This window comes from Saccharopolyspora taberi, assembly GCF_039534165.1.
GTDB lineage: Bacteria > Actinomycetota > Actinomycetes > Mycobacteriales > Pseudonocardiaceae > Saccharopolyspora_D > Saccharopolyspora_D taberi.
Genome location: NZ_BAAAUX010000034.1, coordinates 21,670 through 42,819, shown reverse-complemented (window position 1 = coordinate 42,819; position 21,150 = coordinate 21,670). Strand labels below are relative to the sequence as shown.

Here is a 21,150-nt window from a genome sequence, read left to right as displayed (position 1 = left end):
GCTCACTCACCGTTTCCCTCACCGCAGGAACGAATCCGGCGGATCGTCGTCGTAGCTGTCGTCGGAAGGCCGGTTCGGGTCCGCGCTGATGACGGTCGCCACGTCGTGGCCCTCGTCGAGCAGTTCCTTGGCCTTCTGCATGTTCGCCACGCTGGCGCTGAAGGCGGCCTGGACCGACTCGTCGCGCAACGCGGTGCCGTCGGCGACATCGTTCCAGGTGAACTCCCCGGCGTCGATGCGCGCCTGGAGTTCGGTCAGCTCCGCCGGGGCCTTGCCCGCGCGGATGAGCTCCTCGATCTCGCGGATCTTGTCCTCGGTCAGCTTGACCTCCGGCAGCGACGCGCTGAGCCGGTCGGCCTTGTCCAGGGCCTCCTCGACCTTGCGCATCTTCTCCTCGAGCGCGGCCTCCGCGTCCCGGACCGCCTGGGTCTTCCAGTCCTCGCTCACGTCGTTTCCTTCCCGGGGATTCAGAGGGTGCCCGAAGCCAGCGTCTGGTACCCGGACGAGCCGCTGCCCGACGACGCCCCGCCCGAGCCGCTGCCGCCGGAACCGCCGCCGGCACCACCACCGGAACCGCCGGACGCGTTGGACGCGTTGGACGCGTTGGAGAAAGCCGTCCTGGTGTTGTTCGCCGCGTCCCGGACGCCGGTGGCGCTGTCGCGGACCTCGATGGCGTTGTCCTTGAGCTCCATGCCGAGGTTGACCGCGTCGCCGAGGCTGCGCACGTCCTGGATCTTCGACAGGTTGGTGCCCGCGCTCTGCACGCTTTCGACGAGCGCGACCACGGAGTTGTACATCTCCTCCAGCGCCGTGTAGATCTCGTACACGGTGGTCACGATGTCGATGCACCGCTCGACCTGCCGGACCGCGTTCGCCCAGCCCGCGACCGGGATCCAGCCGGTGGCCGCGGTCTCGATCAGCCGGTCGACCAGCTTCTTGATCAGCTCCAGCGCCTTGTCGGTCATCCGCCGCGACATGTCGGCGGCCTTCTGGAAGCCCTGGCCGACCAGCCCGGCCAGCAGCGCGTCGCCTTCCAGCGCGACCGTCCAGGTGCCCACGAGCAGGGTCTCGAAGGCCATCGCGCCCTCGCCGTCCCAGCTCTCCCGGAGTTCGCTGACGCCCGCGTTGAGGTTCTTCCGGACCGACGACAGCGACTCGCCGACCTGGTTCCACGCCTCCGCGTTGGTCTCGATCTTGGAGAAGTCGCCGACGATCGGCGCGATCAGCGCCTCGATCAGGTTCTCGCCGGTGACCTTCTCGTACACCCAGTTGACCGCCTGGACCTGCCAGCCGGCCTCTTCCACCGCCGCCTGGAGGGATTCGGCGTTGCTCTTCGTGGGATCCGCTTCGAGCTTGCTCAGCGGGTCCTCTTCGTCCGCGAACGCGCCCATCAGATCTTCATCTTGTCGAGGTCGGCTTCGATCTTCTTGAGCATCTCGATCGTCTTCTTCTCGCGCTCCTCGTACTCGGCCGAGACGTTGCCGAGTTCGTCCTTCACCTTCATCAGCGCCGAGTGCGCGAAGTCCAGCGTTTCCCCGTACAGCGCGGTGACCGCTTCGACGGCGGGGATCAACGCCATCATCAGGCCGGTGAAACCGCTCGTGTTGGACGCGGTGCTCTCCGCCCATTCATCGATTTTCTTGAAGTAGTTGGCATTCCGTTCGAGGAGCCCTTCGAAACCCTTCAACTCCTCGGGAATGGCCTTGAGGTTCCCGGCCATCGCGCCTCCCGACCGCGTCGCTGTGCATGACGGCCCCCAGTCGGTTCCGCCGACCGTATGACAGCAGGAGGCGTACCAGCGGTTCCGCCGAATGCGGTCACCGTGGCCAACCTGTGATGGTTCGCCGGTAAAACGACCGGAATGCCCAGAAACGTCAGCGCGCGAGTCCACCGAGGACGTACTGTGCGACCGCCTGCGCGGTCTCGCACTGGTCCGAGTCGGACTCCCCGGCGCGGACCGCGATCTGCAGGGTCGCGCCGGGAACTCCGGCGAACACCGTGCAGTCGTTGGCGTGCAGGGTCTGGCTGCCCGGCACCGATCCGAGGCTCACCTCGGTGGTGCCGAGATCGGCGTAGCCCTCGGGCTGGACGCCGACCAGCACCGAGCGGTCGCCGGGGCGGGCGTCGTAGGCGCAGCCGCGGGCGGGCGGGTCGAAGCCGACCTCCCGGGGCCTGCCGGGTTCCACCGGAAAGGCCAGCTGCGCCAGCTCGTCCGGGCTCACCAGCTCGCACAGCCGGTCGGTCGGCACCTCCGCCAACCGCCTGCGCTGCTCCGGCGGCAGGTCACGGGTGATCGACGGGGTCACCGAGGACTCGCTCGTGGTGGCCGTCGTCGGTGAGGGCGGCTCGGTCGGCGGGGCGGGTTCCTGGCCGCCGGGAACGCATCCCGCCAGCAGCAGGGCCAGTCCGAGTCCCAGCGGGGCAACCGCACGACACCGCATCGATCCTCCAGCCGACGACTACCCGGTCAGTCTGCCGGGAACTCGCCGGTGGCGTGGAAGCGGTCCAGGATCCGGTGCGGTTCGTCCAGCTCCAGACCGTGCTCGGCGACCCAGGCGTCGTCGTAGTAGGTGTTGGCGTAGCGCTCGCCGCCGTCGCAGAGCAGCGTGACGATGCTGCCGCGCTCGCCCCGGCGGCGCATCTGCGCCACCAGCCCGAACACGCCCCACAGGTTGGTCCCGGTGGAGCCTCCGACGCGGTGGCCCAGCACCCGCTCGGCGAAGCGGACGGTGGCGACCGACGCCGAGTCCGGCACCTTGATCATCCGGTCGATGGCCTGGCCGATGAACGACGGCTCCACCCGCGGCCTGCCGATGCCCTCGATCAGCGAACCGCGCTCGCCGGTGCGGGCCGCGTCACCGTCGCACCACGCGTCGAAGAACACCGAGTGCGTCGGGTCGACGACCGCCAGCCTGGTCTGCTGCCTGCGGTAGCGGACGTAGCGGCCGATCGTCGCGCTGGTGCCGCCGGTGCCCGCCCCGACGACGATCCAGGCCGGTTCCGGGTGCGGTTCCATCCCCATCTGCTCGAAGATCGACTCGGCGATGTTGTTGTTGCCGCGCCAGTCGGTCGCGCGCTCGGCGTGGGTGAACTGGTCCATGAAGTGGCCGTCGAGCTCGGCGGCGAGCCTGCGGGACTCGTCGTAGATCGCGCCCGGCACGTCCACGAAGTGGCAGCGACCGCCCTGCCGCTCGATCAGCGCGACCTTCTCCCGGCTGGTCGACTTCGGCATGACCGCGATGAACGGCAGCCCCAGCAACCGGGCGAAGTACGCCTCGGAAACCGCCGTCGAACCGGACGACGCCTCGATCACGGGCGTGTTCTCGGTCACCCAGCCGTTGCAGATGGCGTAGAGGAACAGCGATCGGGCCAGCCGGTGCTTGAGCGAACCGGTCGGATGTGTTGACTCGTCCTTGAGGTAGAGGTCGACGCCCCACTCCGGCGGCAGCGGGTACCGGAGGAGGTGGGTGTCGGCGCTGCGGTTGGCGTCGGCCTCGATGATCCGGATGGCTTCGTTGGTCCAGCGCCGGGTCCGCTCCGACGAGCGGTCCACGCTGCTACCGGTCACTGCTCGTCCTCGCGGTCGCCGCGCAGCTGCGCGCGCAGCTCCTCGCGGCGGGCCCGCCGCTCGGCGGCGCGCTCGGCCATCCCGACCGCTACCCGGCGGCGCAGCGTCCCGAACACCAGCATCGACAGCGGCATCACCAGCACCACCGCGACCGCCGCCGCGACCAGCAACGGGACGCCGAACAGCATCAACGCCCCGGTGGCCGCGACCAGCATGGCGAGCCTGGCCACCGTGTACAGGGCCACGTCCCTGGCCAGGGTGGAGCCCGCGGTCACCTGGTCCTCTTGCTGTTCCAGCACGTCAACAGCGTAGAGCACCGCCCGCCCGATCTTCGGCGCGGTCGCCGGGGCCGCGCCGGTTTCGTCCCTTACCTTCCCTTTACCTAAAGCCAAATGTTCGAGTACCTGACCTCCCTGGTGCCAGGATGCGACCGGAATGCCCGAAACCGTCCTCACAACGTGGAGGCCCCTGTGACCGCGACGCCCCAGCCGACCCGCCAGCCCGGCCAGGAGCAGCTGCTGACCCCCGGTGAGGTCGCCTCGCTGTTCCGCGTCGACCCGAAGACCGTGACCCGCTGGGCGACCGCGGGCCGCATCGGCTCCATCCGCACCCCGGGCGGGCACCGCCGCTTCCGGGAGTCGGAGGTCCGCGCGCTGCTCGCCGAGCTGACCAACGACGTCAGCCGCAGCGCCTGACCCCGCTGCCCCGGATGCCCGATTTTGGCTAACCTCGACGGTGGAGAGCGGAGGTGGCCAAGATGATCTACGTGCTGGCTGCGATCGGTGCGCTGACCGTCGCGGTGCTGCTGTGGAAGGCGTTCGGGCCGGACACCACGGCGACGCGCGAGAAGCCGCAGGTCGCGCCCGACGACGACCCCGAGTTCCTGCGGCGGCTCGGCGAGCAGCAGCGCAAGCAGGGCGACGAGGGCTGAGTCAGCGCCGGAGTCCGAGCGCGCAACCGGCGGCGACGACAGCGGTCCCGAGCACCGAAGCCGCGGTCGGCCGCTGCGCGCCGAGCAGCAGCGAGACCGCGAACCCGGACACCGGCATCAGCCCGATCAGCACCCCGACGCGGTCGGCGCCCAGCACTGACAGGCCGTGATACCAGAGGCAGAACGCTACCGCTGTCACCACGACCGCCATCACCAGCAGCGCGAGGAGTTCGGCCGGTCCTGGCATCCGCCAGCCGTCGACCGCGGTACCTGCGGCGAGGCCGATGCCACCCGCGAGCAGGCAGGCCCAGGTGGACGCGGCCAGCCCGCCGAGCCGCGCGACCACGCCGACCGCGAACAGCGTGAACGACGTCTCGCACAGCAGCGTCAGCACCGAGAGCACGAGCCCCGGGCCGTGCCAGGCGCCGCCGCCGGAGAGCACCGCGATCCCGGCCAGGACCAGGACCGCGCCCAGCAGGACGGCGGGCCGGGGGCGGCGCCGGTCGAGCAGCGGAGCGGCGAGCCCGAGCAGCAGCGGGCTGGCGCCGATCACGGCGGCGACGAAGCCGGGATCGGCGTGGCGCTGCGCGTGGATCTGGAGGAGGGCGAAGCCCAGCATTCCCGCGAGGGCGAGCACCGCGAGCGCGGGCAGGTCGCGCGGCCGGGGCGGTGGCAGCCGCTTCCCGCGGCAGCGGGCCCAGCCGAGCAGCAGGAGGCCGGCCAGGGCGTAGCGGAGGCCCTGGGCCGTCCACATCGGATAGTCCCGCAGCAGGCCGTTGACCGGTACCGATCCGCCTACCGCGATCGCCCCCAGGGCGGCTGCCGCGATGGCGCCGCGTTCCGTCCGAGTGATGAGCACGCGGCCATCGTCGATCGCGACCGGACCAGGGTTAAGCGCCATTCGACGGCCTGAGTTCTGGTCCACTTCCGCCGTCCGGTACGCCGAATCCCGTTGCGGCGGACCGGACGTAGGCTGGGGTGCGATGGCTCACGAGTGGTCCACCCTGCACGAGCTGCTGCTGCCCGCGGTGTCGGACGCGACGCGGGGCAAGCGCGGCAGGGCGGTGGAGAACGAGCTGCGCCGGGCGATCCGCGACGGCAGGCTGGCGCCCGGCAGCCGGGTGCCGTCCAGCCGCGATCTCGCCGGTCAGCTCGGCCTCGCGCGCGGCACCGTCTCGGCCGCGTACGCGCAGCTCGTCGGCGAGGGCTACCTGGTCGCCGAGCGCGGTTCCGGAACCCGCGTCGCCAACCGCGTCGGCCGTGCGCAGACCACCCCGCCGCCCCGGCGTACCCGGGTCGACCTGCATCCGGGGCTGCCGTCGCTGAGCTCGTTCCCGCGCGCCGAGTGGCTGGCCGCGCACCGCGCGGCGCTCGCAGACCTCCCGCACGAGGCGCTGGGCTACCCGGACCCGGCCGGGCTGACCTCGCTGCGCGGTGAGCTCGCCGGCTACCTCGGCCGGGTCCGGGCGGCGCAGGTCGATCCGGAATCGCTGGTGATCACCAACGGCGCGGCCGAGGGGCTGGCGCTGATCGCCAGGGAGCTGCACCGGCGCGGGCACCGCACGGTCGCCGTCGAGGACCCCAGCCACCTGGGCCAGGCCGAACTGCTCGCCTCGCACGGCCTCCGCCCGGTCCCGGTGCCGGTCGACGACCACGGCATCCGCGTCGACCGGCTCGCCGCGTCCGGCAGCCGGGCGGTGCTGGTCACCGCGGCGCACCAGTTCCCGCTCGGGGTCGTGCTGCACCCGGACCGGCGGCACCGGCTGCTGGACTGGGCGGGCGAGCACGACGGCCTGGTTATCGAGGACGACTACGACGCCGAACACCGCTACGACCGGCCCGCGCTCGGTGCGATGCAGGCGCTCGACCCGGCGCGGGTGATCTACCAGGGCAGCGTGAGCAAGGTGCTCGCCCCCGCGCTGCGGCTGGGCTGGCTGGTGCTACCGCCCGCGCTGCTGCCGGAGGTCGTCGAGCGCAAGCGGCTCGACGACCTCGGCTCGGCCACGCTGCCGCAGGCGGCGTTCGCCCAGCTGCTGCGCAGCGGCGGCTACGACCGGCACCTGCGGCGCACCCGGGCGCTGTACCGGCGGCGACGGGACGCGCTGCTCGCCGGTCTGGCCACAGTGGACGGTTGCGAGCCGGTGGGGATCGCCGCCGGGCTGCACGTGGTGCTGCGGCTGCCCGCCGGGACCGACGACCGGCAGGTGCAGCGGATGCTCGCCGACGAGGGCGTGTCCGCGCCGGCGCTGTCCGGCTACGCGCACGCGGCGACGACGTTCCCGGGCCTGGTCATCGGCTACGCCGCGCTGACCACCGAGCAGATCGACGACGCCGTAACAGCCCTGGCCCGGGTTCTGACGTCCGTAGCCACCCGTCCTTGAAGCGGCGAAGCCGCTTAGCCCACCAAAGCAACCGGCACCGCCACCCGCACCGCCAAGCAAAACGACCATGCAGGGGCCGCAGAGATCAGCCCTGTTGCTGGCGGCTGACTGCGTGCGGAAAGTCATCGGCCACGACCGCGGCCAACTCCAGCAGCGCCAAGCGGGTCGGCGCCGCGAGCTGGTCCAGCTCGACCTCGGCGCCCTCCTCCAGGTGCGGGTCGAACGGGATCCGCGACACCGCGCGGCAGCGCGAGCCGAAGTGCGCGATCAGCTTGTCCACATCGACCTTGCCCGAGCCCGGCCGCACCGAGTTGATCACCGCGACGGAGCGGGCGACCAGCGCGCCGTACCCGTGGGCGTCGAGCCAGTCCAGGGTGGCCGAGGCGCTGCGGGCGCCGTCGATCGAGCTGGACGAGACGATCACCAGCGAGTCCGCGAGGTCGAGGACGCCCTTCATCGCCGAGTGCATCAGGCCGGTGCCGCAGTCGGTGAGCACGATGTTGTAGAAGTGCTCCAGCAGCGTCACGGTGCGGCGGTAGTCCTCCTCGCTGAACGCCTCCGAGACCGCCGGATCCTGTTCGCTGGCAAGGATTTCCAGCCTGCTCGGACCCTGCGAGGTGTACGAGCGCACGTCGCTGTACTTGCGGATGCGCTGGGAGTCGCGCAGCAGGTGCCGGACCGTCGCCGTGGTCTCCAGCGGGATCTTCTGGCTCAGCGTGCCGCGGTCGGGATTCGCGTCGACCGCGATCACCCGGTCACCGCGCAGCGAGGAGAACGTCGAGCCCAGGGTCGCGGTGGTCGTCGTCTTGCCGACCCCGCCCTTGAGGCTGAGCATCGCGATCTTGTAGCAGCCCTGCAGCGGCTGGTTGATCCGGGAGATCAGCTCCCGCCTGCGCAGGTCGGCCGTGCTCTCGCCGAGGTTGATCGACCGGCCGCTGACGTTGTAGAGCGCCTTGCGCCAGCCGGACTGCGGGGGCCGCTTGGACTGGCGGAGCAGCTGGGCCGACGACAGGTCGGTGGGGTGCTGCGGCTGCTGCTGGTTCGGCGCGGGCTGCTGCGGGTACGGGGGCTGTCCATTCTGGACGGTGTAGGGGCCGGACTGCTGGCCCTGCGCCGGGTAGGGCCCCTGTGGCTGCCCCTGGACCGTGTACGGACCGGATTGCTGACCCTGCACCGTGTACGGCCCCGATTGCTGACCTTGCACCGTGTACGGCCCGGACTGCTGACCCGAAACCGGGTACGGGCCCGACTGCTGACCGGGAGCCGGGTACGGCCCGGACTGCTGGCCGGACACCGGATAAGGGCCGGATTGCTGTCCCTGCACCGAATGCGGGCCGGACTGCTGACCCGACACCGGATGAGGCCCCGATTGCTGGCCCTGCACCGGATGCGGACCGGACTGCTGACCCGACACCGGTCCCGCCGGCTGGACCTGCTGCGGCCCGGAAGGATCGCTGAACTGCTGCGGGAACTGCTGCGCCTCCGGACCCGGCTGCGGGGACGGTCCGCTCGGGTAGTACGGCCGCGGTGCTTCCCCCGCCTGCGATGGATCCACGTACGACGGCGTGGGATGTCCCGGCGACGGGCGCGCCTGCGCCGCCGGGTCGGAAAAGGCGTCCTGCTGCGCCGAGTCCCCGTAATCGGGCGTGGCGTGCTCGATCGCCGCGCTGTCGGCCGGACCTGCGGCGCCCGTGTCTCGCTGCGTGTCGGGCTCTTCGTACCGTCCGGTCACCGTTGCCGTCCCTCCAAGACTTGAATCGACCCGTCCAGGACCGAATCGAGACCTCCGACCCCGCCTGGGACCGTAGTCCCCGGAATCCCCCCACGTCATCGGGGGTGGCGGTCGGCACCGGTCCGCCCGACCGCGGCTGTCGGTCCCGCGCGCGAACGGTGGGTGAAGGTCACCGGAGGCCGATCACGCGCTCACAGCCCAGCGTACGAGTGAAGTCCGGCGACGACGATGTTGATGAAGAACAAGTTGAAGATCATCACCGCCAGGCCGAAGATGTTGATCCACGCCGCGCGCACGCCCCGCCAGCCCGCGGTCGCGCGGGCGTGCAGGTAGGCGGCGTAGACGATCCAGGCGATGAACGAGCAGGTCTCCTTCGGGTCCCAGCCCCAGAACCGGCCCCACGCGGCCTCGGCCCAGATCGCGCCCGCGATGATCGCGAACGTCCACACCGGGAAGATGATCACCGTGGCGCGGTAGGCCATCCGGTCCAGCGCCTGCGTCGTCGGCAGCCGGGCGCCCAGCCGCGCCAGCTTCAGCGGGTTGTTCTCGTGCCGGGCCCGCAGCATGTAGAGCACGCTGGCGACGCCGGCGAACAGCAGCACACCGCTGGAGACGATCGCGGCCGAGACGTGGATGACGATCCAGTACGACTGCAGGGACGGCTGGAGCGGCGCGGCCTGCGCGTAGAGCACGGTGCCGGACAGGAACAGCAGCAGGATCGTCGGCAGCAGCACGAAACCGCCGAGGCCGCGCAGCTGCGCGGGGGTGGCGTCCCGCCGCGCGGCGCGCAGCTGGCGCACCACCACGACGAGCCAGGCGACGACCGCGGCGAGGCAGATGGCCGAGCCGAACTCGTACATGTTGCCCCACGGCACGCGACCGGTGGCGAACCCGCGCAGCGCCAGCGAAGCCGCGTGCACCAGCGCGCCGAGCACCGTCATCGACACCGCCATGCCGCCGAAGCGCTCCGACAGCGGGCGCTTCGCGGGCTGCTCCACCCGTCCGACCGCGGGCGCGTCACCGGCGGCGCCCACCAGCGCCGACTCGCGCTTGACCGCGGCCTTCGCCGGGCGGTAGGCGAATTCGGCGAAGTAGAGCAACATCGCGAGGATGTAGACCACCACGGAGGTGGCGTAGGCCATGTCGCTGTAGCTCGACAGCGTTTCGTTGACCGGCATCAGCTCTTCCTTCCGCGCACCGGACCGCTGTCCGTGCGTGCTTGCCCTGCGGGCTCGCCGGAACCGGCGAGCAGGTCGGCGGCCAGCCTGGTGAACTCCTCGCCGTAGCCGGCCTGGTCGGTGCGGGCGAGACCACCGAGCTCGACCAGGGTCCCATCGCCCTGCGGGCGCACCCGCACCCACACCCGGCGCCGCCGGATGGCCAGCGAGGAACCGATCCCGAAGATCACCGCGATCGAGAAGCCCAGCACCCACGGCTGGAACGGGTCGTGCGACACCTGCAGGTTGGCCCAGCGCTCGACGCCGTCGAAGTGGACCGTGGTGCCGTCGTCGAGGCGGATCTCCTCACCCACGCGCAGGTTCTGCCGGGCCACCCGGTTCAGCCTGCCCTGGTCGACCATCCCCTGGTCGACGCCGAAGATCGACTGCCCGCGGCCGGAGTCCAGCCCGAGGTCACCGCGCATCACGTCGACCGCGGCGGTCGGGTCGAGGGTGTCCGGGAACCGCGACGACAGCAGGGAACCGTCGAACGCCGCGGTGGGCGCGAACAGGCCGGTGATCGCCAGCTGGTTCTGCCGCCGCTGCACCTCGTCGGTAACCCCTGGGCGGTCGAACTTGGTCGCGCCCTGCGACAGCATCGTCAGGACGTCCATCGGCTGCCACTGGGTCACGCCGGTGCGCTTCTGCCCGTCCGGGAAGGTCACGGTGAACTTCGGCGCGTACCCGTTGCCGGTCAGGTAGACCCGGTCGCCCGCGGTCCGCAGCGGGTGGTTGACCTCCAGGATGTGCGGCTTCCAGGCGCCGGTTTCGAGGTCGTCCTCGGACTGGTACTCCAGGTCCACCCGGAAGCTGTCCACCTGGCCGGTGTGCAGGTACTTCACGTCGAAGTCGTTGACCCGCACGCAGAACGGCGACAGCTGAGTCCCGTCGACGGTCAGGCCCGCGGTGAACGAGTCGTAGTTGTAGGTGCCGGAGTTGCAGAACTCCGAACCGTCGGCGACCACGATGACCTGGCCCTCGTAGCCGTAGAGCTTGCCGCCCGCGACCCCGATCAGCAGGCCCACCAGTCCGAAGTGGAACAGCAGGTTGCCCACCTCGCGCAGGTAACCGCGCTCGGCGCTGATCGAGCGGACGCCCTTGCCCTCGTCCCGCTCCTCGATCCGCCAGCCGCGCAACCGCTTCCGCGCGCTCGCCAGCACCTCGTCGGGGGAGGCGTCCAGCTCGCCCTTGTCGTGGTGCGGCATCCGGGCCAGGTTGCGCGGGGTGCGGACCGGGCGGGCGCGCACCTGCCGGTAGTACTCCAGGCAGCGCGGCAGCAGGCAGCCGATCAGCGAGACGAACAGCAGCACGTAGATCGAGGCGAACCACACCGAGGCGAACACCTCGAACGCGCCGACCTTGTCCAGCAGCGGCGCCAGCGTCGGGTACTCGGCGAAGTACTTGTCCACCTCGCGCTGGTTCAGCGACCGCTGCGGGATCAGCGCGCCCGGCAGCGCGGCCATCGCCAGCAGGAACAGCAGCACCAGCGCGGTGCGCATCGACGTCAGCCCGCGCCAGGTGTTGCGCAGGAAGGCGAGGGTCGTCTTGACGGGACCAGGCATCACAGCAGCGTCTCAAATCCTGAGATCGGCCCGCGCAGGACCGCGATCAACTCACCCCAGAGGCCCGTGACCAGCAGCAGGCCCACCAACACCAGCAACGCGCCTCCGGCCAGCTGGATAGCCCGGCCGCGCTCGCGCAGCCATCCGGTGCTGCGGATCGCCCAGCGCGCTCCGAGCGCGAGCACGACGAACGGGAGCCCCAGGCCCAGGCAGTAGGCCGCGACGAGCAGGATCCCCCGGACCGCTGTCCCGCCGTCGACGTCCGTGCCCGCGGCGACGGAGATGACGCCGATCAGCGTCGGGCCCAGGCAGGGCGTCCAGCCCAGGCCGAATACCGCGCCCAGCAGCGGCGCGCCCCAGACGCCCGCCTTCGGCACCCGGTGCACCCGCACGTCCCGCTGCAACGCGGGCACGAAGCCGAGGAACACCAGGCCCATCGCCACGGTGATCACGCCGCCGACGCGTTGCAGCAGCAGCTCGTTGGCCAGCAGCACGTCGGACAGGCCGAGCAGGAGCAGCGCACCGGCGGAGAAGACGACGGTGAACCCGGCCACGAACAGCAGCGCGGCTCCGGCGACCCGCCAGCGGCCCCGGCGGGCCTCCCGGGCCTCGGCCTCGTCCACCGCAGGGGCCTCGGCGCCGACGACACCGGCCAGGTAGGCCAGGTAGCCCGGGACCAGCGGCACCACGCAGGGGGAAGCGAAGCTGAAGGCCCCGGCGAGCACGGCGACACCGGCCGCGAGCAGCAGCGGGCCGGACGCGGCGAGCTCTGTGGGGTCCACGCTTCGAGGGTAGGGAAGCCTCAGCGGTCACCCGTCACCGGGCCTGGTGAGACCGACCACAGTCGCCGCAGGTGAGACCGCGTGCCGCGATTCCCGGACGGTGGACCAGTGCCATAGGTCCCGAGAAGATCAGGACCCTGCCGGACTTGCCCGGCGGTGATCAGGGCTTCGGCGGACGGGGGTGCGATCAGACCCGGGCGGTGGTGATCAGCGGCGCGCGGGGCGCGGCGGCTGTGATCAGCAGCTCGGCGCGGTGGTCCGGATCCGCTGGATGCGGACCGCGGTGGTCCGGACCCGGCGGACACGGACCGCTGTGAGCAGGATCCGCTGGACGTGGACCGCTGTGGTCCGGACCCGGCAGACGTGCGGTGCGCGGTCCAAGACTCCGGAGGCGGCTCGCCGCCTCCGGCTCCGTAGGCGGCTAGCCGCCTACGGCAGCTCAGCGGCGATCTTCTGCACCTCCGGCAGCAGGTCGCCTTCCAGCAGCTCGGTCAGGTAGATCGCGGCGACCCGGTGCTGCCGGTCCAGCACGATCGTGGCCGGGACCGTGCTGCGCGGGAAGTTCTTCAGCGCCAGCAGGGAGCGCCCGGACGGGTCGAAGATCGACGGGTAGGACAGCCCCCGGTCGGAGTGGAAGTCCGCGGCGGCCGAGCGGCTGTCCCGCACGTTGATGCCGAGCAGCTGGACGCCCTGGGCGGCCGTCTTGTCCTGCACCGCCTGGAGGTCGTCGGACTCCGAGCGGCACGGCCCGCACCACGAGCCCCAGATGTTGAGCACCACGACCTTGCCCTGGAAGTCGTCCAGGCCGACGCGCTTGCCCTCCGACACCAGGTCATCGCCGGACAGGCCGGTGACCCGGCCGCGCTCTTCGGGCGGGTAGAAGATGCGGGTCTGCCCGCCGGGGGAGACGAACGAGAACTCCCCGCCCTTGCTCACCGCCTGGTCACCGGCCGTCGCGCAGCCGCCGACGAGCAGCAGCGCCGAGGCGGCCACCGCCGCGAACAGCCGCCTCATGCCCCGGTCACCCTCGGGTCGGTGCCGCCTGCCGGCTCGACGTAGGCGACCTTGACCAGCTGCTCGCCCCGGAAGACCAGGCTGGTCAGCGACGCCAGCGCGCACTGCCTGCGACGGGGGTCGTGCCACATCGGCTTGCCCTCCACGAATCGGCGCAACGTCCAGATCGGCAGCTGGTGCGACACGCACACCGCTTCCCGGCCCTCCGCCGCGGCGCGGGCGCGGTGCGCCGCTGCCAGCATCCGGTGCGCGATCTCCAGGTACGGCTCGCCCCAGGAGGGGCGGAACGGGTTCCAAAGCTTCGGCCAGTGCCGCGGTGAGCGCAGCGCGCCGTCGCCGACCGAGACCTTCAGGCCCTCGAAGCGGTTGTCGGCCTCGATCAGCCGGTCGTCGGTGGCGACGTCGAGGTGGAACATCGAGCCGATCGGCTCCGCGGTCTGCTGCGCCCGCTGCAACGGCGAGGCCACCACGTGCGCGACCCCGCGACCGGCGAGGAACTCGGCGACCAGCTTCGCCTGCTGCTCGCCACGGTCGGAGAGCCGGTAGCCGGGCAGCCTGCCATAGAGCACGCCCTCCGGGTTGTGGACCTCGCCGTGCCGCAGGAAATGCACGACCGTCCTGGTGTCGCTCATGACGCCTCCGCCGCGGCGGCGGCCTTCGCCGCGTGCGGCGCCGCCTCGGCGATCACCTCGAACGCGGCCTCGTCCATCGCGGCGTTGACGAACCACGACTCGAACGCGCTCGGCGGCGGGTAGACCCCGCGCTGGAGCAGCGCGTGGAAGAAGGCCGGGAAGCGCCACGACTGCTGGGCCTGCGCCTCGGCGTAGTTCCGCACCGGGGTCTCGGAGAAGAACACGCTCACCAGGTTCCCGGCGAAGGCCACCTGGTGCGGGACGCCCTCGGCGGTCAGCGCCGCGCCCAGCAGCTCGCCGAGGCGGCCGGCGTTGCGGTCCAGCGCCGCGTACACCTCGGCGTCGGCGGCGCGCAGGTTCGCCAGGCCCGCCGCGACCGCGACCGGGTTCCCGGACAGGGTGCCCGCCTGGTACACCGGGCCGGACGGCGCGAGCCGCTCCATGACCTCGGCCCGGCCGCCGAAGGCCGCCGCGGGCAGACCGCCGGACATGACCTTGCCGAAGGTGTAGAGGTCGCCGGCGACGCCGTCGACGCCGTACCAGCCCGCCGACGAGACGCGGAAGCCGGTCATCACCTCGTCCATGATCAGCAGTGCCCCCGCCGCGCTGGTGATCTCGCGCAGGCCGGCGTTGAAGCCCGGCTGCGGGGCGACCGCTCCCATGTTGCCCGCCGCAGCCTCGGTGATCACGCAGGCGATCTCGTCGCCGAGCTCGGCGAAGGTCGCGCGGACCGCTTCCAGGTCGTTGTAGGGCAGGACGATCGTGTCGGCCGCCTGCGCGCCGGTGACACCGGGCGTGGTGGGCAGGCCGAGGGTGGCGACGCCGGAACCCGCGCTGGCCAGCAGCGAGTCGACGTGGCCGTGGTAGCAGCCCGCGAACTTGACGACCTTGCGGCGGCCGGTGAACCCGCGCGCGAGCCGCACCGCGCTCATCGTCGCCTCGGTGCCGGAGTTGACCAGGCGGACCTGCTCGACCGGCCCCACCCGGTCGATGATCTCCTGCGCGAGCTCGACCTCGCCCTCGCCGGGCGTGCCGAACGACAGCCCGCCGCTCGCCGCCTCCTGCACCGCCCGCACGACGTCCGGGTGCGCGTGCCCGTTGATCATCGGCCCCCACGACGACACCAGGTCGACGTAGCGGTTGTCGTCGGCGTCCCAGAGGAAGGCGCCCTGGCCGCGGACCATGAACCGCGGGGTGCCGCCGACCGAGTGGAACGCGCGCACCGGCGAGTTGACGCCGCCGGGGGTCACCGCGAGTGCGCGGTCGAACAGCTCACGCGAACGCGGAGCGGGATCCGGAGTCGATGCGGAGTTCGCAGCAGTCACGAGCCCAGTCTGACAGGCATCGGCGGGTGTCCGGCGTCACCCCGGGATCAGCGCCGGGTGCGCGCGGCCAGCACCGCCTGCCGGATCGCGTCGATCGCGAGCAGCCCGGCGAGGGCCACCGCGGCGACCGACAGCGCCAGCCTGCTGCCCACCAGCCGGTAGGTCGGATCGGCGCCGGGCACGTGGATCGGCTCGTGCCCGATCCCCCACAACCACCACGCGGTCAGCGCCAGCACCGCCACGACCACCACTTCGACACCGGCGACCGCGGCGCGCCACGCCTGGTTCAGCGGGGCCGGGTCGGACGCCGCCTCCAGTTCGTCCTCGGTGAACTTGGGGCCGTCCGCGGGCCAGGGTTCCGCAACCGTCACGGCGAAAGGCTCTCACGAACCGGCCGCCGGTCTCACTCCCCGGTCGGGTCCTCGCGGAGCAGGCGGCGCAGGGCGGCAGCGAGGGCTTCGGGATCGCGGGCCCAGGCCAGGACCACCTTGTCGTCGGTCAGCCGCAGCGGGACCTCGCCGCAGCCCTTCGGCGCGGTCCAGCCGCCGCCGAGGACGCGGGCGCCGACCGGGGCGCCGACGTCGGTGGCCGTGCCGATCCGCTCGACCTCCAGCGACTCCCGGCCCACGGACAGCGTCGACGGCGTCAGCCGCACCGCGCACACCTTGCGCCTGCCGTAGACCCACACGGTCGCCGCGACCGCGAGCGCGCCCGCCACCAGCGCCCAGGAGACCAGGTGCTTCGGCCCTGGGGTCAGCAGTTCGACGCCGATGCCGAGCAGGGCGAACGCCGGGCCCCACAGGACCGGCCACCAGCTCGCGCCGGGTTCGGAGTACAGGACCGGTTCAGCCATGCTCACCCGCGATCCACCGGCTGCTCGCGGGCCACCAGGTGAGCACCAGCGCGAGCACCAGGACGGCCGCCAGCAGGAAGTTCGACGTGCCCGCACCCATCGTCCGGACCAGGTCCAGCAGGCCGAACGCGGTCAGCACCATCCGGGCCCACGGGAGGCGGCGGTAGGTCAGCACGCTCATCGCGAAGTACGCGAGGGCGACGAGCGCGTCGAGCGAGGTGTTGAGCACCAGCAGCGACTGCGCCCTGGACTCGGCGTCCGGCCGGGAAGCGCCCTGCTCGACGAGCAGCCCGACCAGGCCGTCCCTGCTCGTCCACATCGCGACCACGTGCAGCGCCGCCAGCACGGCCGCCGCCCACCACGCGCACACCGCGGCGAGCAGCTGCCGCGGCGGCCGGTCGGGTCCGGCGGATGAATCCATGCCCATTCCTTACCAGTGCCGCTGACGGCGGCGGCGCGGCGGTTCGGCGAACCACCGCGCCGCGTGCGACCGGCTCAGTACCGGTACTTGGCCGCCTGGAAGAAGTTGTTCGACGGTTTGAGGAACACCAGCGTGATGAAACCGGCCATCGCCAGCAGGCCGAGCCCGGAGTTCACGTACCCCAGCACCAGGTAGCTGGACGGGATGTTCATGCCCTCCAGGCTGCTGCCGGTGGACACGTTGCCGGTGCCGGTGGCCAGCCCGCTGATCGACGACAGCAACCAGATCCCGGCGAAAACGGTCAGCGTGACGCGCGCCCAGTTGCGGCCCGCGCGCATCTTGAACCCGAACAGGATCCACAGCGCGGAAAGGATCGCGTACAGGATCGCGGTGCCGATGAAGATCGCCATGATGAATCCGGTGGCGAAGCTGCGCATCGAATCGTTGAACTCCGGCCCCAGTTCCTCGTCCTGCGGCAGGCTTGTGTTGATCAGGTCGTTGATCGAGCTGTTGAGCACGAGGAACATCACGACCGTGAGCACCGTCGTGAGCAACGGCATGACCATCGCGATCCAGAACGCGGTGTTGACCGTCTGCGGTGCGGCGGGCGGTCCCGCGAGTTCGTGCGCAGGCACCTGCGGCGCGGCGTAGGGATTGCCGTACCCCTGCGGCTGGTTTGATGCCGGGAATCCGCCAGACGGCGTCCCGAACTGCTGTCCCCCTTGCGGATACTGCTGGTATCCGCCCTGCTGCCAAGGATCCTGCGGAGTTGTCACCCGGCGACAGTAGGAATGGCGCGTCACCGTTGTCCACCGGATTGGGTCAACCGTTATGGCGGTGGCGAGAAATGTGCATCCGTCAACGCCGGCCCGCCGCGAAGTACTCATTGGACGGTGCGAGGAATGCGGCCACGACCGTCGCACCGATTGCCGCCAACTGGACCAGTGCGAGCAGCACGACCACCGGGCCGCCCTGGACCGCCGGAACGGTGAGCGCGAACCAGGCCACGCCGACCGCGGTGATGACGATCCGCGCCCAGTTCCGCCCGGAGCGCATGAAGAACAGGAACATGATCCACAAAGCCGCCACGACCGCCATCACGCCGAACGTCGCGACCACGACCACGGAGTAGAGCGCGCGCACGTCCTGCTCGGTCAGCTGCTGCCCCTGCGCCCGCAGCGAGTCGGCGACCATCCGCACGTCGTCGTCTCCGCCGACCGCGAACGACACCGCCAGCAGCGCGAAACCGACCACGACGCTGGCGATCCCCGTCCAGAACGACAGGGTCACCGAGTCCGGCCGCCGGGGCGCGCCTTCCGGCGGTGGCATGTTCGGAGTGGTCACACCCCAACGGTAGGAACCCCCGCCACCGGCGCAAACGGATCAACGGCCGCGCAGCTGGCGGACCTCGCGCAGGTAGCGGTTCGACTCCGGGTGGAACATCGCGGCGATCGCTGCCGCCTCGATCAGCGTGACCACCACCGAGAACACCGCCTCCCAGCCGGTCAGGGCGGTCCGGGCGACCCGGTTGATCAGCTCCAGCCCGATCGTGCCCATCAGGAGCAGCAGGAGCACGGTGCCGAGCGCGTTCAGGCCGCCGAGCACCGTCAGCACGATGCGCGCCCAGTTCCGGCCCTGCAGCACCCGCGTCGACAGCAGCAGGTAGAGCCCGAGACCGAGCAGCGACATCAGCACCGACGACATGATGCTGTCGCTGACCGTCGAGTCGACCTGGTCCTGCCGGAGCTCCGGCAGGCGCTGCCGCAGCTGCTCGCTCAGGCCCGCCCGGTCGCTGAGCATGATCAGCGAGTGCGCGAAGTTCACCAGCACCCCGGCCATCCACAGCCGCCGGGCCAGGTACAGCCACCGCGGGGCGGTCGGCGCCTCCGGCTGCACCGGGCGGCCGAAGGCGTCGACCCGCGGCTCGGTCACCGGTGCCCGGCCCGGAGCCAGCGGGCCGCCTCGACCGCCCAGTAGGTGAGCACGACGTCGGCGCCCGCGCGCCGGATCGAGGTCAGCGTCTCCAGCACGGTGCGCTGCCGGTCCAGCCAGCCGTTGGCGGCCGCGGCCTCGACCATCGCGTACTCGCCCGAGACCTGGTAGGCCGCGACCGGGACGTCGGCGACACCGGCGATGTCGCGCACCACGTCGAGGTAGGACAGGGCGGGCTTGACCATGACCATGTCCGCGCCCTCGGCGAGGTCGAGGTCGGCCTCCCGCAGCGACTCGCGGCCGTTGGCCGGGTCCTGCTGGTAGGTCTTGCGGTCGCCCTTCAGCTGCGAGTCGACGGCCTCGCGGAACGGGCCGAAGAACGCCGAGGCGTACTTCGCCGAGTAGGCCAGGATCGAGGTGTCGGCGAAGCCGGTCGCGTCCAGTGACTCGCGGATGACGCCGACCTGGCCGTCCATCATGCCGCTGGGGCCGACGACGTCGGCGCCGGACTCGGCCTGCACCACCGCCATCTCGCCGTAGATCTGGAGCGTGCGGTCGTTGTCGACCGAGCCGTCCTCGTCCAGCACGCCGCAGTGGCCGTGGTCGGTGAACTCGTCGAGGCACAGGTCGGCCATCAGGACGGTGTCGGACCCGACCTCGGAGGACAGGTCGCGCAGCGCCACGTTCAGGATGCCGTCGGGGTCGGTCGCGCCGGAGCCGACGGCGTCGTGCTTGTCCGGAACGCCGAAGAGCATCAGCCCGCCGACGCCCGCCTCGACGGCCTCCACGGCCGCCTTGCGCAGCGAGTCGCGGCTGTGCTGCACCACGCCCGGCATCGAGGCGATCGGCGCCGGCTCGGTGATGCCTTCCCGGACGAACATCGGCAGCACGAGGTGCCGCGGTTCCACGGAGGTCTCCGCCACCAGACGGCGCAGCGCGGGGTTGCGGCGGAGCCGGCGCGGACGGTGCGAGGGATACATGAGGACTGCTCCCCAAACAGACTCGGCGGGGTGACACCCCGAGCCTAGCCACTCGCCTCGACCGGCCGGGGCGGGGTTCAGGAGTGGAGGAACGCGAAGTGCCCCCGGCCCTGTGGGGGCGGGGGCACTTCGGCGGGGCGCGTCCGCGGGGGCGCGGCTTTCAGGCGCGTCCGCGGGGGATGTTCCTTCAAGGCGCATCCGGAGGGGATGCGGCTCTAGGACGCATCCGCGCGAGCGCGGATGGTGCTTCGCACCCTCTTAAGGTCCATCTGGACCTTAAGAACGCCGAGCCCGCTTGGCCTTCTTCGGCGGCGGCAGCGCGCCCTCGGCGCGGAGCCGGGCCGCGTGCTCGGCCAGTGCGTCCACCAGGACCGGGATCTGCGGGACCTCGGGCTGGACGTCCACCCGCAAGCCGAACTCCCTGGCGGTCTCGGCCGTGCTCGGCCCGATGCAGGCGACCAGGGTCCGGGCGTGCGGCTTGCCCGCGATGCCGACCAGGTTGCGCACCGTCGAGGCGGAGGTGAAGCAGACCGCGTCGAACCCGCCGGTCTTGATCATCTCGCGGGTCTCGGCCGGCGGCGGGGCGGCGCGGACGGTCCGGTAGGCCGTCACGTCGTCGATCTCCCAGCCGCGTTCGCGCAGCCCGGCCGCCAGCGTCTCGGTGGCGATGTCGGCGCGCGGCAGCAGCACCCGGTCGACCGGGTCCAGGATGTCGTCGTGCGGCGGGAAGTCCTGCAGCAGCCCCTCGCTGGACTGCTCCCCGGAGGGCACCAGCTCGGGGTTGATGCCGAACGAGCGGACCTTCTCCGCGGTCGCCTCGCCGACGCACGCGATCTTGACGCCGGAGAACGCCCGGGCGTCCAGGCCGAACTCGCGGAACTTCTCCCACACCGCGCGGACGGCGTTGGTCGAGGTGAACACCACCCACTGGTAGCGGCCGTCGACCAGGCCCTTGACCGCGCGCTCCATCTGCGCCGGGCTGCGCGGTGGCTCGACGGAGATCGTCGGCACCTCGTGCGAGACCGCGCCGTGCGACCAGAGCCGCTCGCTCATCGAGCCGGCCTGCTCCTTGGTGCGCGGCACCAGGACCTTCCAGCCGTACAGCGCGCGCGACTCCCACCAGGACAGGCCGCTGCGCTCCGACACCACGTCGCCGATCGTGACGACCAGGTGGCCCTGCAGCTCACCGGCGTCGGCGGCCAGCGAAGCCAGCGTGGTGTCGATGGTGCGCTGCTGGACCGTGGTGCCCGAAGCGGTCACCGCGACCGGGGTCTGCGCGGCCATGCCGTGCTCGACCAGCGCCGAGGCGGCCTCGGCCAGGTGGCTGCCCGCGGTGTGCAGGACCAGCGCGCCGGGCACCTTGGCCAGCGACGCCCAGTCCACGTCACCCCGGACGTCGACCTCGGCGTGCACCGCGCCCAGCGCGACACCCGCGTAGGCGGGCACCGCGGAGCCGGCCGGAACGCCGGGGATGACGTCGAAGGCGACGTCGGTCTTGGCCACCGACTGCACCTCGCGGACCACCGCGTCGGCGGTCAGCGGGTCGCCGGCGACCAGGCGGACGACCGAACGGCCGGTCCCGGCCTCGTTGGCCAGGTCCTGCGCCACGTCGGCCGGATCCCCGACCGCCGGGCGCACCTCGGCGCCGTCGGCCGCCAGGCCGACGATGTCGGCGGGAACGTCGGGATCGGTGACCACCAGCGATGCGCCGGTGATCACGTGCTTGGCCCGGACGGTGAGCAGTCCAGCATCACCGGGGCCTGAGCCCACGAAAGCAATCCGTCCGGGGGTCTTGCGTGCTCGGGTCATCAGGGCACTCC

At 71.7% G+C, this 21,150-nt stretch carries 25 protein-coding genes; 3 read left to right on the top strand and 22 right to left on the bottom strand.

Features of this window, described 5'->3' with window-relative positions; translation table 11 throughout:
* Positions 1 to 18: 18 nt before the first annotated feature.
* The 6 genes from ABD691_RS31265 to ABD691_RS31240 form a co-directional block, all read right to left on the bottom strand.
* Positions 19 to 447: a hypothetical protein gene (locus ABD691_RS31265; protein ID WP_344685907.1), complete on the bottom strand. Its 429-nt coding sequence runs from the start codon at positions 445 to 447 to the stop codon at positions 19 to 21.
* A gap of 20 nt (positions 448 to 467) precedes the next feature.
* A complete protein-coding gene (locus tag ABD691_RS31260) occupies positions 468 to 1,391 on the bottom strand; it encodes a WXG100 family type VII secretion target (RefSeq protein ID WP_344685905.1) in 924 nt (307 codons plus the stop codon).
* Positions 1,391 to 1,720: a hypothetical protein gene (locus ABD691_RS31255; RefSeq protein WP_344685903.1), complete on the bottom strand. Its 330-nt coding sequence runs from the start codon at positions 1,718 to 1,720 to the stop codon at positions 1,391 to 1,393. The genes ABD691_RS31260 and ABD691_RS31255 overlap by 1 nt, the downstream gene beginning before the upstream one ends.
* 154 nt (positions 1,721 to 1,874) lie before the next feature.
* Positions 1,875 to 2,441 carry a DUF3558 family protein gene (locus ABD691_RS31250; protein ID WP_344685901.1) on the bottom strand — a complete coding sequence of 189 codons (567 nt, stop codon included), beginning with the start codon at positions 2,439 to 2,441 and terminating at the stop codon, positions 1,875 to 1,877.
* Positions 2,442 to 2,467: 26 nt separating this feature from the next.
* Positions 2,468 to 3,568 (bottom strand): L-cysteine desulfhydrase Cds1, encoded by a 1,101-nt coding sequence (cds1, locus tag ABD691_RS31245; RefSeq protein WP_344685899.1) that lies wholly within the window; start codon positions 3,566 to 3,568, stop codon positions 2,468 to 2,470.
* Positions 3,565 to 3,867, bottom strand: coding sequence for a DUF4229 domain-containing protein (locus ABD691_RS31240; RefSeq protein ID WP_344685897.1), 303 nt, complete (start codon positions 3,865 to 3,867; stop codon positions 3,565 to 3,567). The genes cds1 and ABD691_RS31240 overlap by 4 nt, the downstream gene beginning before the upstream one ends.
* Before the next feature lie 171 nt (positions 3,868 to 4,038).
* On the opposite strand from ABD691_RS31240, the gene ABD691_RS31235 reads away from it, so the two are divergent.
* Together ABD691_RS31235 and ABD691_RS31230 are read left to right on the top strand one after the other, a co-directional pair.
* Positions 4,039 to 4,263 (top strand): BldC family transcriptional regulator, encoded by a 225-nt coding sequence (locus ABD691_RS31235; protein ID WP_344685895.1) that lies wholly within the window; start codon positions 4,039 to 4,041, stop codon positions 4,261 to 4,263.
* A 53-nt stretch (positions 4,264 to 4,316) separates the two neighbouring features.
* A complete protein-coding gene (locus tag ABD691_RS31230; protein ID WP_344685932.1) occupies positions 4,317 to 4,499 on the top strand; it encodes a hypothetical protein in 183 nt (60 codons plus the stop codon).
* Position 4,500: 1 nt separating this feature from the next.
* On the opposite strand, the gene ABD691_RS31225 is transcribed toward ABD691_RS31230, so the two are convergent.
* Positions 4,501 to 5,358 carry a DMT family transporter gene (locus tag ABD691_RS31225; RefSeq protein WP_344685893.1) on the bottom strand — a complete coding sequence of 286 codons (858 nt, stop codon included), beginning with the start codon at positions 5,356 to 5,358 and terminating at the stop codon, positions 4,501 to 4,503.
* A 124-nt stretch (positions 5,359 to 5,482) separates the two neighbouring features.
* Here ABD691_RS31225 and pdxR point away from each other — a divergent pair, with 124 nt between their 5' ends.
* Complete coding sequence (gene pdxR / locus ABD691_RS31220; RefSeq protein WP_344685891.1) at positions 5,483 to 6,880, top strand: MocR-like pyridoxine biosynthesis transcription factor PdxR; 1,398 nt, start codon at positions 5,483 to 5,485, stop codon at positions 6,878 to 6,880.
* A gap of 85 nt (positions 6,881 to 6,965) precedes the next feature.
* On the opposite strand, the gene ABD691_RS31215 is transcribed toward pdxR, so the two are convergent.
* From ABD691_RS31215 to ABD691_RS31145, 15 genes are all read right to left on the bottom strand, one after another.
* The gene (locus ABD691_RS31215) at positions 6,966 to 8,612 is read right to left on the bottom strand and encodes a MinD/ParA family ATP-binding protein (protein ID WP_344685889.1); all 1,647 of its coding nucleotides are present in this window, start codon (positions 8,610 to 8,612) and stop codon (positions 6,966 to 6,968) included.
* 191 nt (positions 8,613 to 8,803) lie between these two features.
* Positions 8,804 to 9,790, bottom strand: coding sequence for a c-type cytochrome biogenesis protein CcsB (ccsB, locus tag ABD691_RS31210; RefSeq protein WP_344685887.1), 987 nt, complete (start codon positions 9,788 to 9,790; stop codon positions 8,804 to 8,806).
* Positions 9,790 to 11,391: a cytochrome c biogenesis protein ResB gene (gene resB, locus ABD691_RS31205; RefSeq protein ID WP_344685885.1), complete on the bottom strand. Its 1,602-nt coding sequence runs from the start codon at positions 11,389 to 11,391 to the stop codon at positions 9,790 to 9,792. The genes ccsB and resB overlap by 1 nt, the downstream gene beginning before the upstream one ends.
* A complete protein-coding gene (locus ABD691_RS31200) occupies positions 11,391 to 12,173 on the bottom strand; it encodes a cytochrome c biogenesis CcdA family protein (RefSeq protein ID WP_344685883.1) in 783 nt (260 codons plus the stop codon). Before ABD691_RS31200 ends, resB begins: the two co-directional genes overlap by 1 nt.
* 429 nt (positions 12,174 to 12,602) lie before the next feature.
* Positions 12,603 to 13,187 (bottom strand): TlpA disulfide reductase family protein, encoded by a 585-nt coding sequence (locus ABD691_RS31195; protein WP_344685881.1) that lies wholly within the window; start codon positions 13,185 to 13,187, stop codon positions 12,603 to 12,605.
* Positions 13,184 to 13,819, bottom strand: coding sequence for a histidine phosphatase family protein (locus tag ABD691_RS31190; protein WP_344685880.1), 636 nt, complete (start codon positions 13,817 to 13,819; stop codon positions 13,184 to 13,186). Before ABD691_RS31190 ends, ABD691_RS31195 begins: the two co-directional genes overlap by 4 nt.
* Positions 13,816 to 15,144 (bottom strand): glutamate-1-semialdehyde 2,1-aminomutase, encoded by a 1,329-nt coding sequence (hemL, locus tag ABD691_RS31185; protein ID WP_344685878.1) that lies wholly within the window; start codon positions 15,142 to 15,144, stop codon positions 13,816 to 13,818. The genes ABD691_RS31190 and hemL overlap by 4 nt, the downstream gene beginning before the upstream one ends.
* A gap of 47 nt (positions 15,145 to 15,191) precedes the next feature.
* Positions 15,192 to 15,515: a hypothetical protein gene (locus ABD691_RS31180; RefSeq protein WP_344685877.1), complete on the bottom strand. Its 324-nt coding sequence runs from the start codon at positions 15,513 to 15,515 to the stop codon at positions 15,192 to 15,194.
* A gap of 32 nt (positions 15,516 to 15,547) precedes the next feature.
* On the bottom strand, positions 15,548 to 15,997 hold the full coding sequence (locus ABD691_RS31175; protein WP_344685876.1) for a hypothetical protein: 450 nt from the start codon (positions 15,995 to 15,997) through the stop codon (positions 15,548 to 15,550).
* A complete protein-coding gene (locus ABD691_RS31170) occupies positions 15,990 to 16,418 on the bottom strand; it encodes a hypothetical protein (RefSeq protein ID WP_344685874.1) in 429 nt (142 codons plus the stop codon). Before ABD691_RS31170 ends, ABD691_RS31175 begins: the two co-directional genes overlap by 8 nt.
* A 74-nt stretch (positions 16,419 to 16,492) precedes the next feature.
* Entirely contained in the window at positions 16,493 to 17,194 is a 702-nt protein-coding gene (locus ABD691_RS31165) for a hypothetical protein (protein ID WP_344685872.1), read from the bottom strand.
* Positions 17,195 to 17,276: 82 nt separating this feature from the next.
* Complete coding sequence (locus ABD691_RS31160) at positions 17,277 to 17,762, bottom strand: hypothetical protein (RefSeq protein ID WP_344685870.1); 486 nt, start codon at positions 17,760 to 17,762, stop codon at positions 17,277 to 17,279.
* Positions 17,763 to 17,801: 39 nt separating this feature from the next.
* On the bottom strand, positions 17,802 to 18,350 hold the full coding sequence (locus ABD691_RS31155; RefSeq protein WP_344685868.1) for a hypothetical protein: 549 nt from the start codon (positions 18,348 to 18,350) through the stop codon (positions 17,802 to 17,804).
* Complete coding sequence (gene hemB / locus ABD691_RS31150) at positions 18,347 to 19,330, bottom strand: porphobilinogen synthase (protein ID WP_344685866.1); 984 nt, start codon at positions 19,328 to 19,330, stop codon at positions 18,347 to 18,349. The genes ABD691_RS31155 and hemB overlap by 4 nt, the downstream gene beginning before the upstream one ends.
* A 276-nt stretch (positions 19,331 to 19,606) precedes the next feature.
* Positions 19,607 to 21,139: a bifunctional uroporphyrinogen-III C-methyltransferase/uroporphyrinogen-III synthase gene (locus tag ABD691_RS31145; RefSeq protein ID WP_344685864.1), complete on the bottom strand. Its 1,533-nt coding sequence runs from the start codon at positions 21,137 to 21,139 to the stop codon at positions 19,607 to 19,609.
* Positions 21,140 to 21,150: the final 11 nt, after the last annotated feature.

Coding starts and splice junctions, on each gene's coding strand:
- ABD691_RS31260 (WP_344685905.1), bottom strand. CDS start 1,391: ATGGGCGCGTTCGCGGACGAAGAGGACCCGCTGAGCAAGCTCGAAGCG.
- ABD691_RS31255 (WP_344685903.1), bottom strand. CDS start 1,720: ATGGCCGGGAACCTCAAGGCCATTCCCGAGGAGTTGAAGGGTTTCGAA.
- ABD691_RS31250 (WP_344685901.1), bottom strand. CDS start 2,441: ATGCGGTGTCGTGCGGTTGCCCCGCTGGGACTCGGACTGGCCCTGCTG.
- pdxR (WP_344685891.1), top strand. CDS start 5,483: ATGGCTCACGAGTGGTCCACCCTGCACGAGCTGCTGCTGCCCGCGGTG.
- ccsB (WP_344685887.1), bottom strand. CDS start 9,790: ATGCCGGTCAACGAAACGCTGTCGAGCTACAGCGACATGGCCTACGCC.
- resB (WP_344685885.1), bottom strand. CDS start 11,391: ATGCCTGGTCCCGTCAAGACGACCCTCGCCTTCCTGCGCAACACCTGG.
- ABD691_RS31195 (WP_344685881.1), bottom strand. CDS start 13,187: ATGAGGCGGCTGTTCGCGGCGGTGGCCGCCTCGGCGCTGCTGCTCGTC.
- ABD691_RS31190 (WP_344685880.1), bottom strand. CDS start 13,819: ATGAGCGACACCAGGACGGTCGTGCATTTCCTGCGGCACGGCGAGGTC.
- ABD691_RS31175 (WP_344685876.1), bottom strand. CDS start 15,997: ATGGCTGAACCGGTCCTGTACTCCGAACCCGGCGCGAGCTGGTGGCCG.
- ABD691_RS31170 (WP_344685874.1), bottom strand. CDS start 16,418: ATGGATTCATCCGCCGGACCCGACCGGCCGCCGCGGCAGCTGCTCGCC.
- hemB (WP_344685866.1), bottom strand. CDS start 19,330: ATGTATCCCTCGCACCGTCCGCGCCGGCTCCGCCGCAACCCCGCGCTG.
- ABD691_RS31145 (WP_344685864.1), bottom strand. CDS start 21,139: ATGACCCGAGCACGCAAGACCCCCGGACGGATTGCTTTCGTGGGCTCA.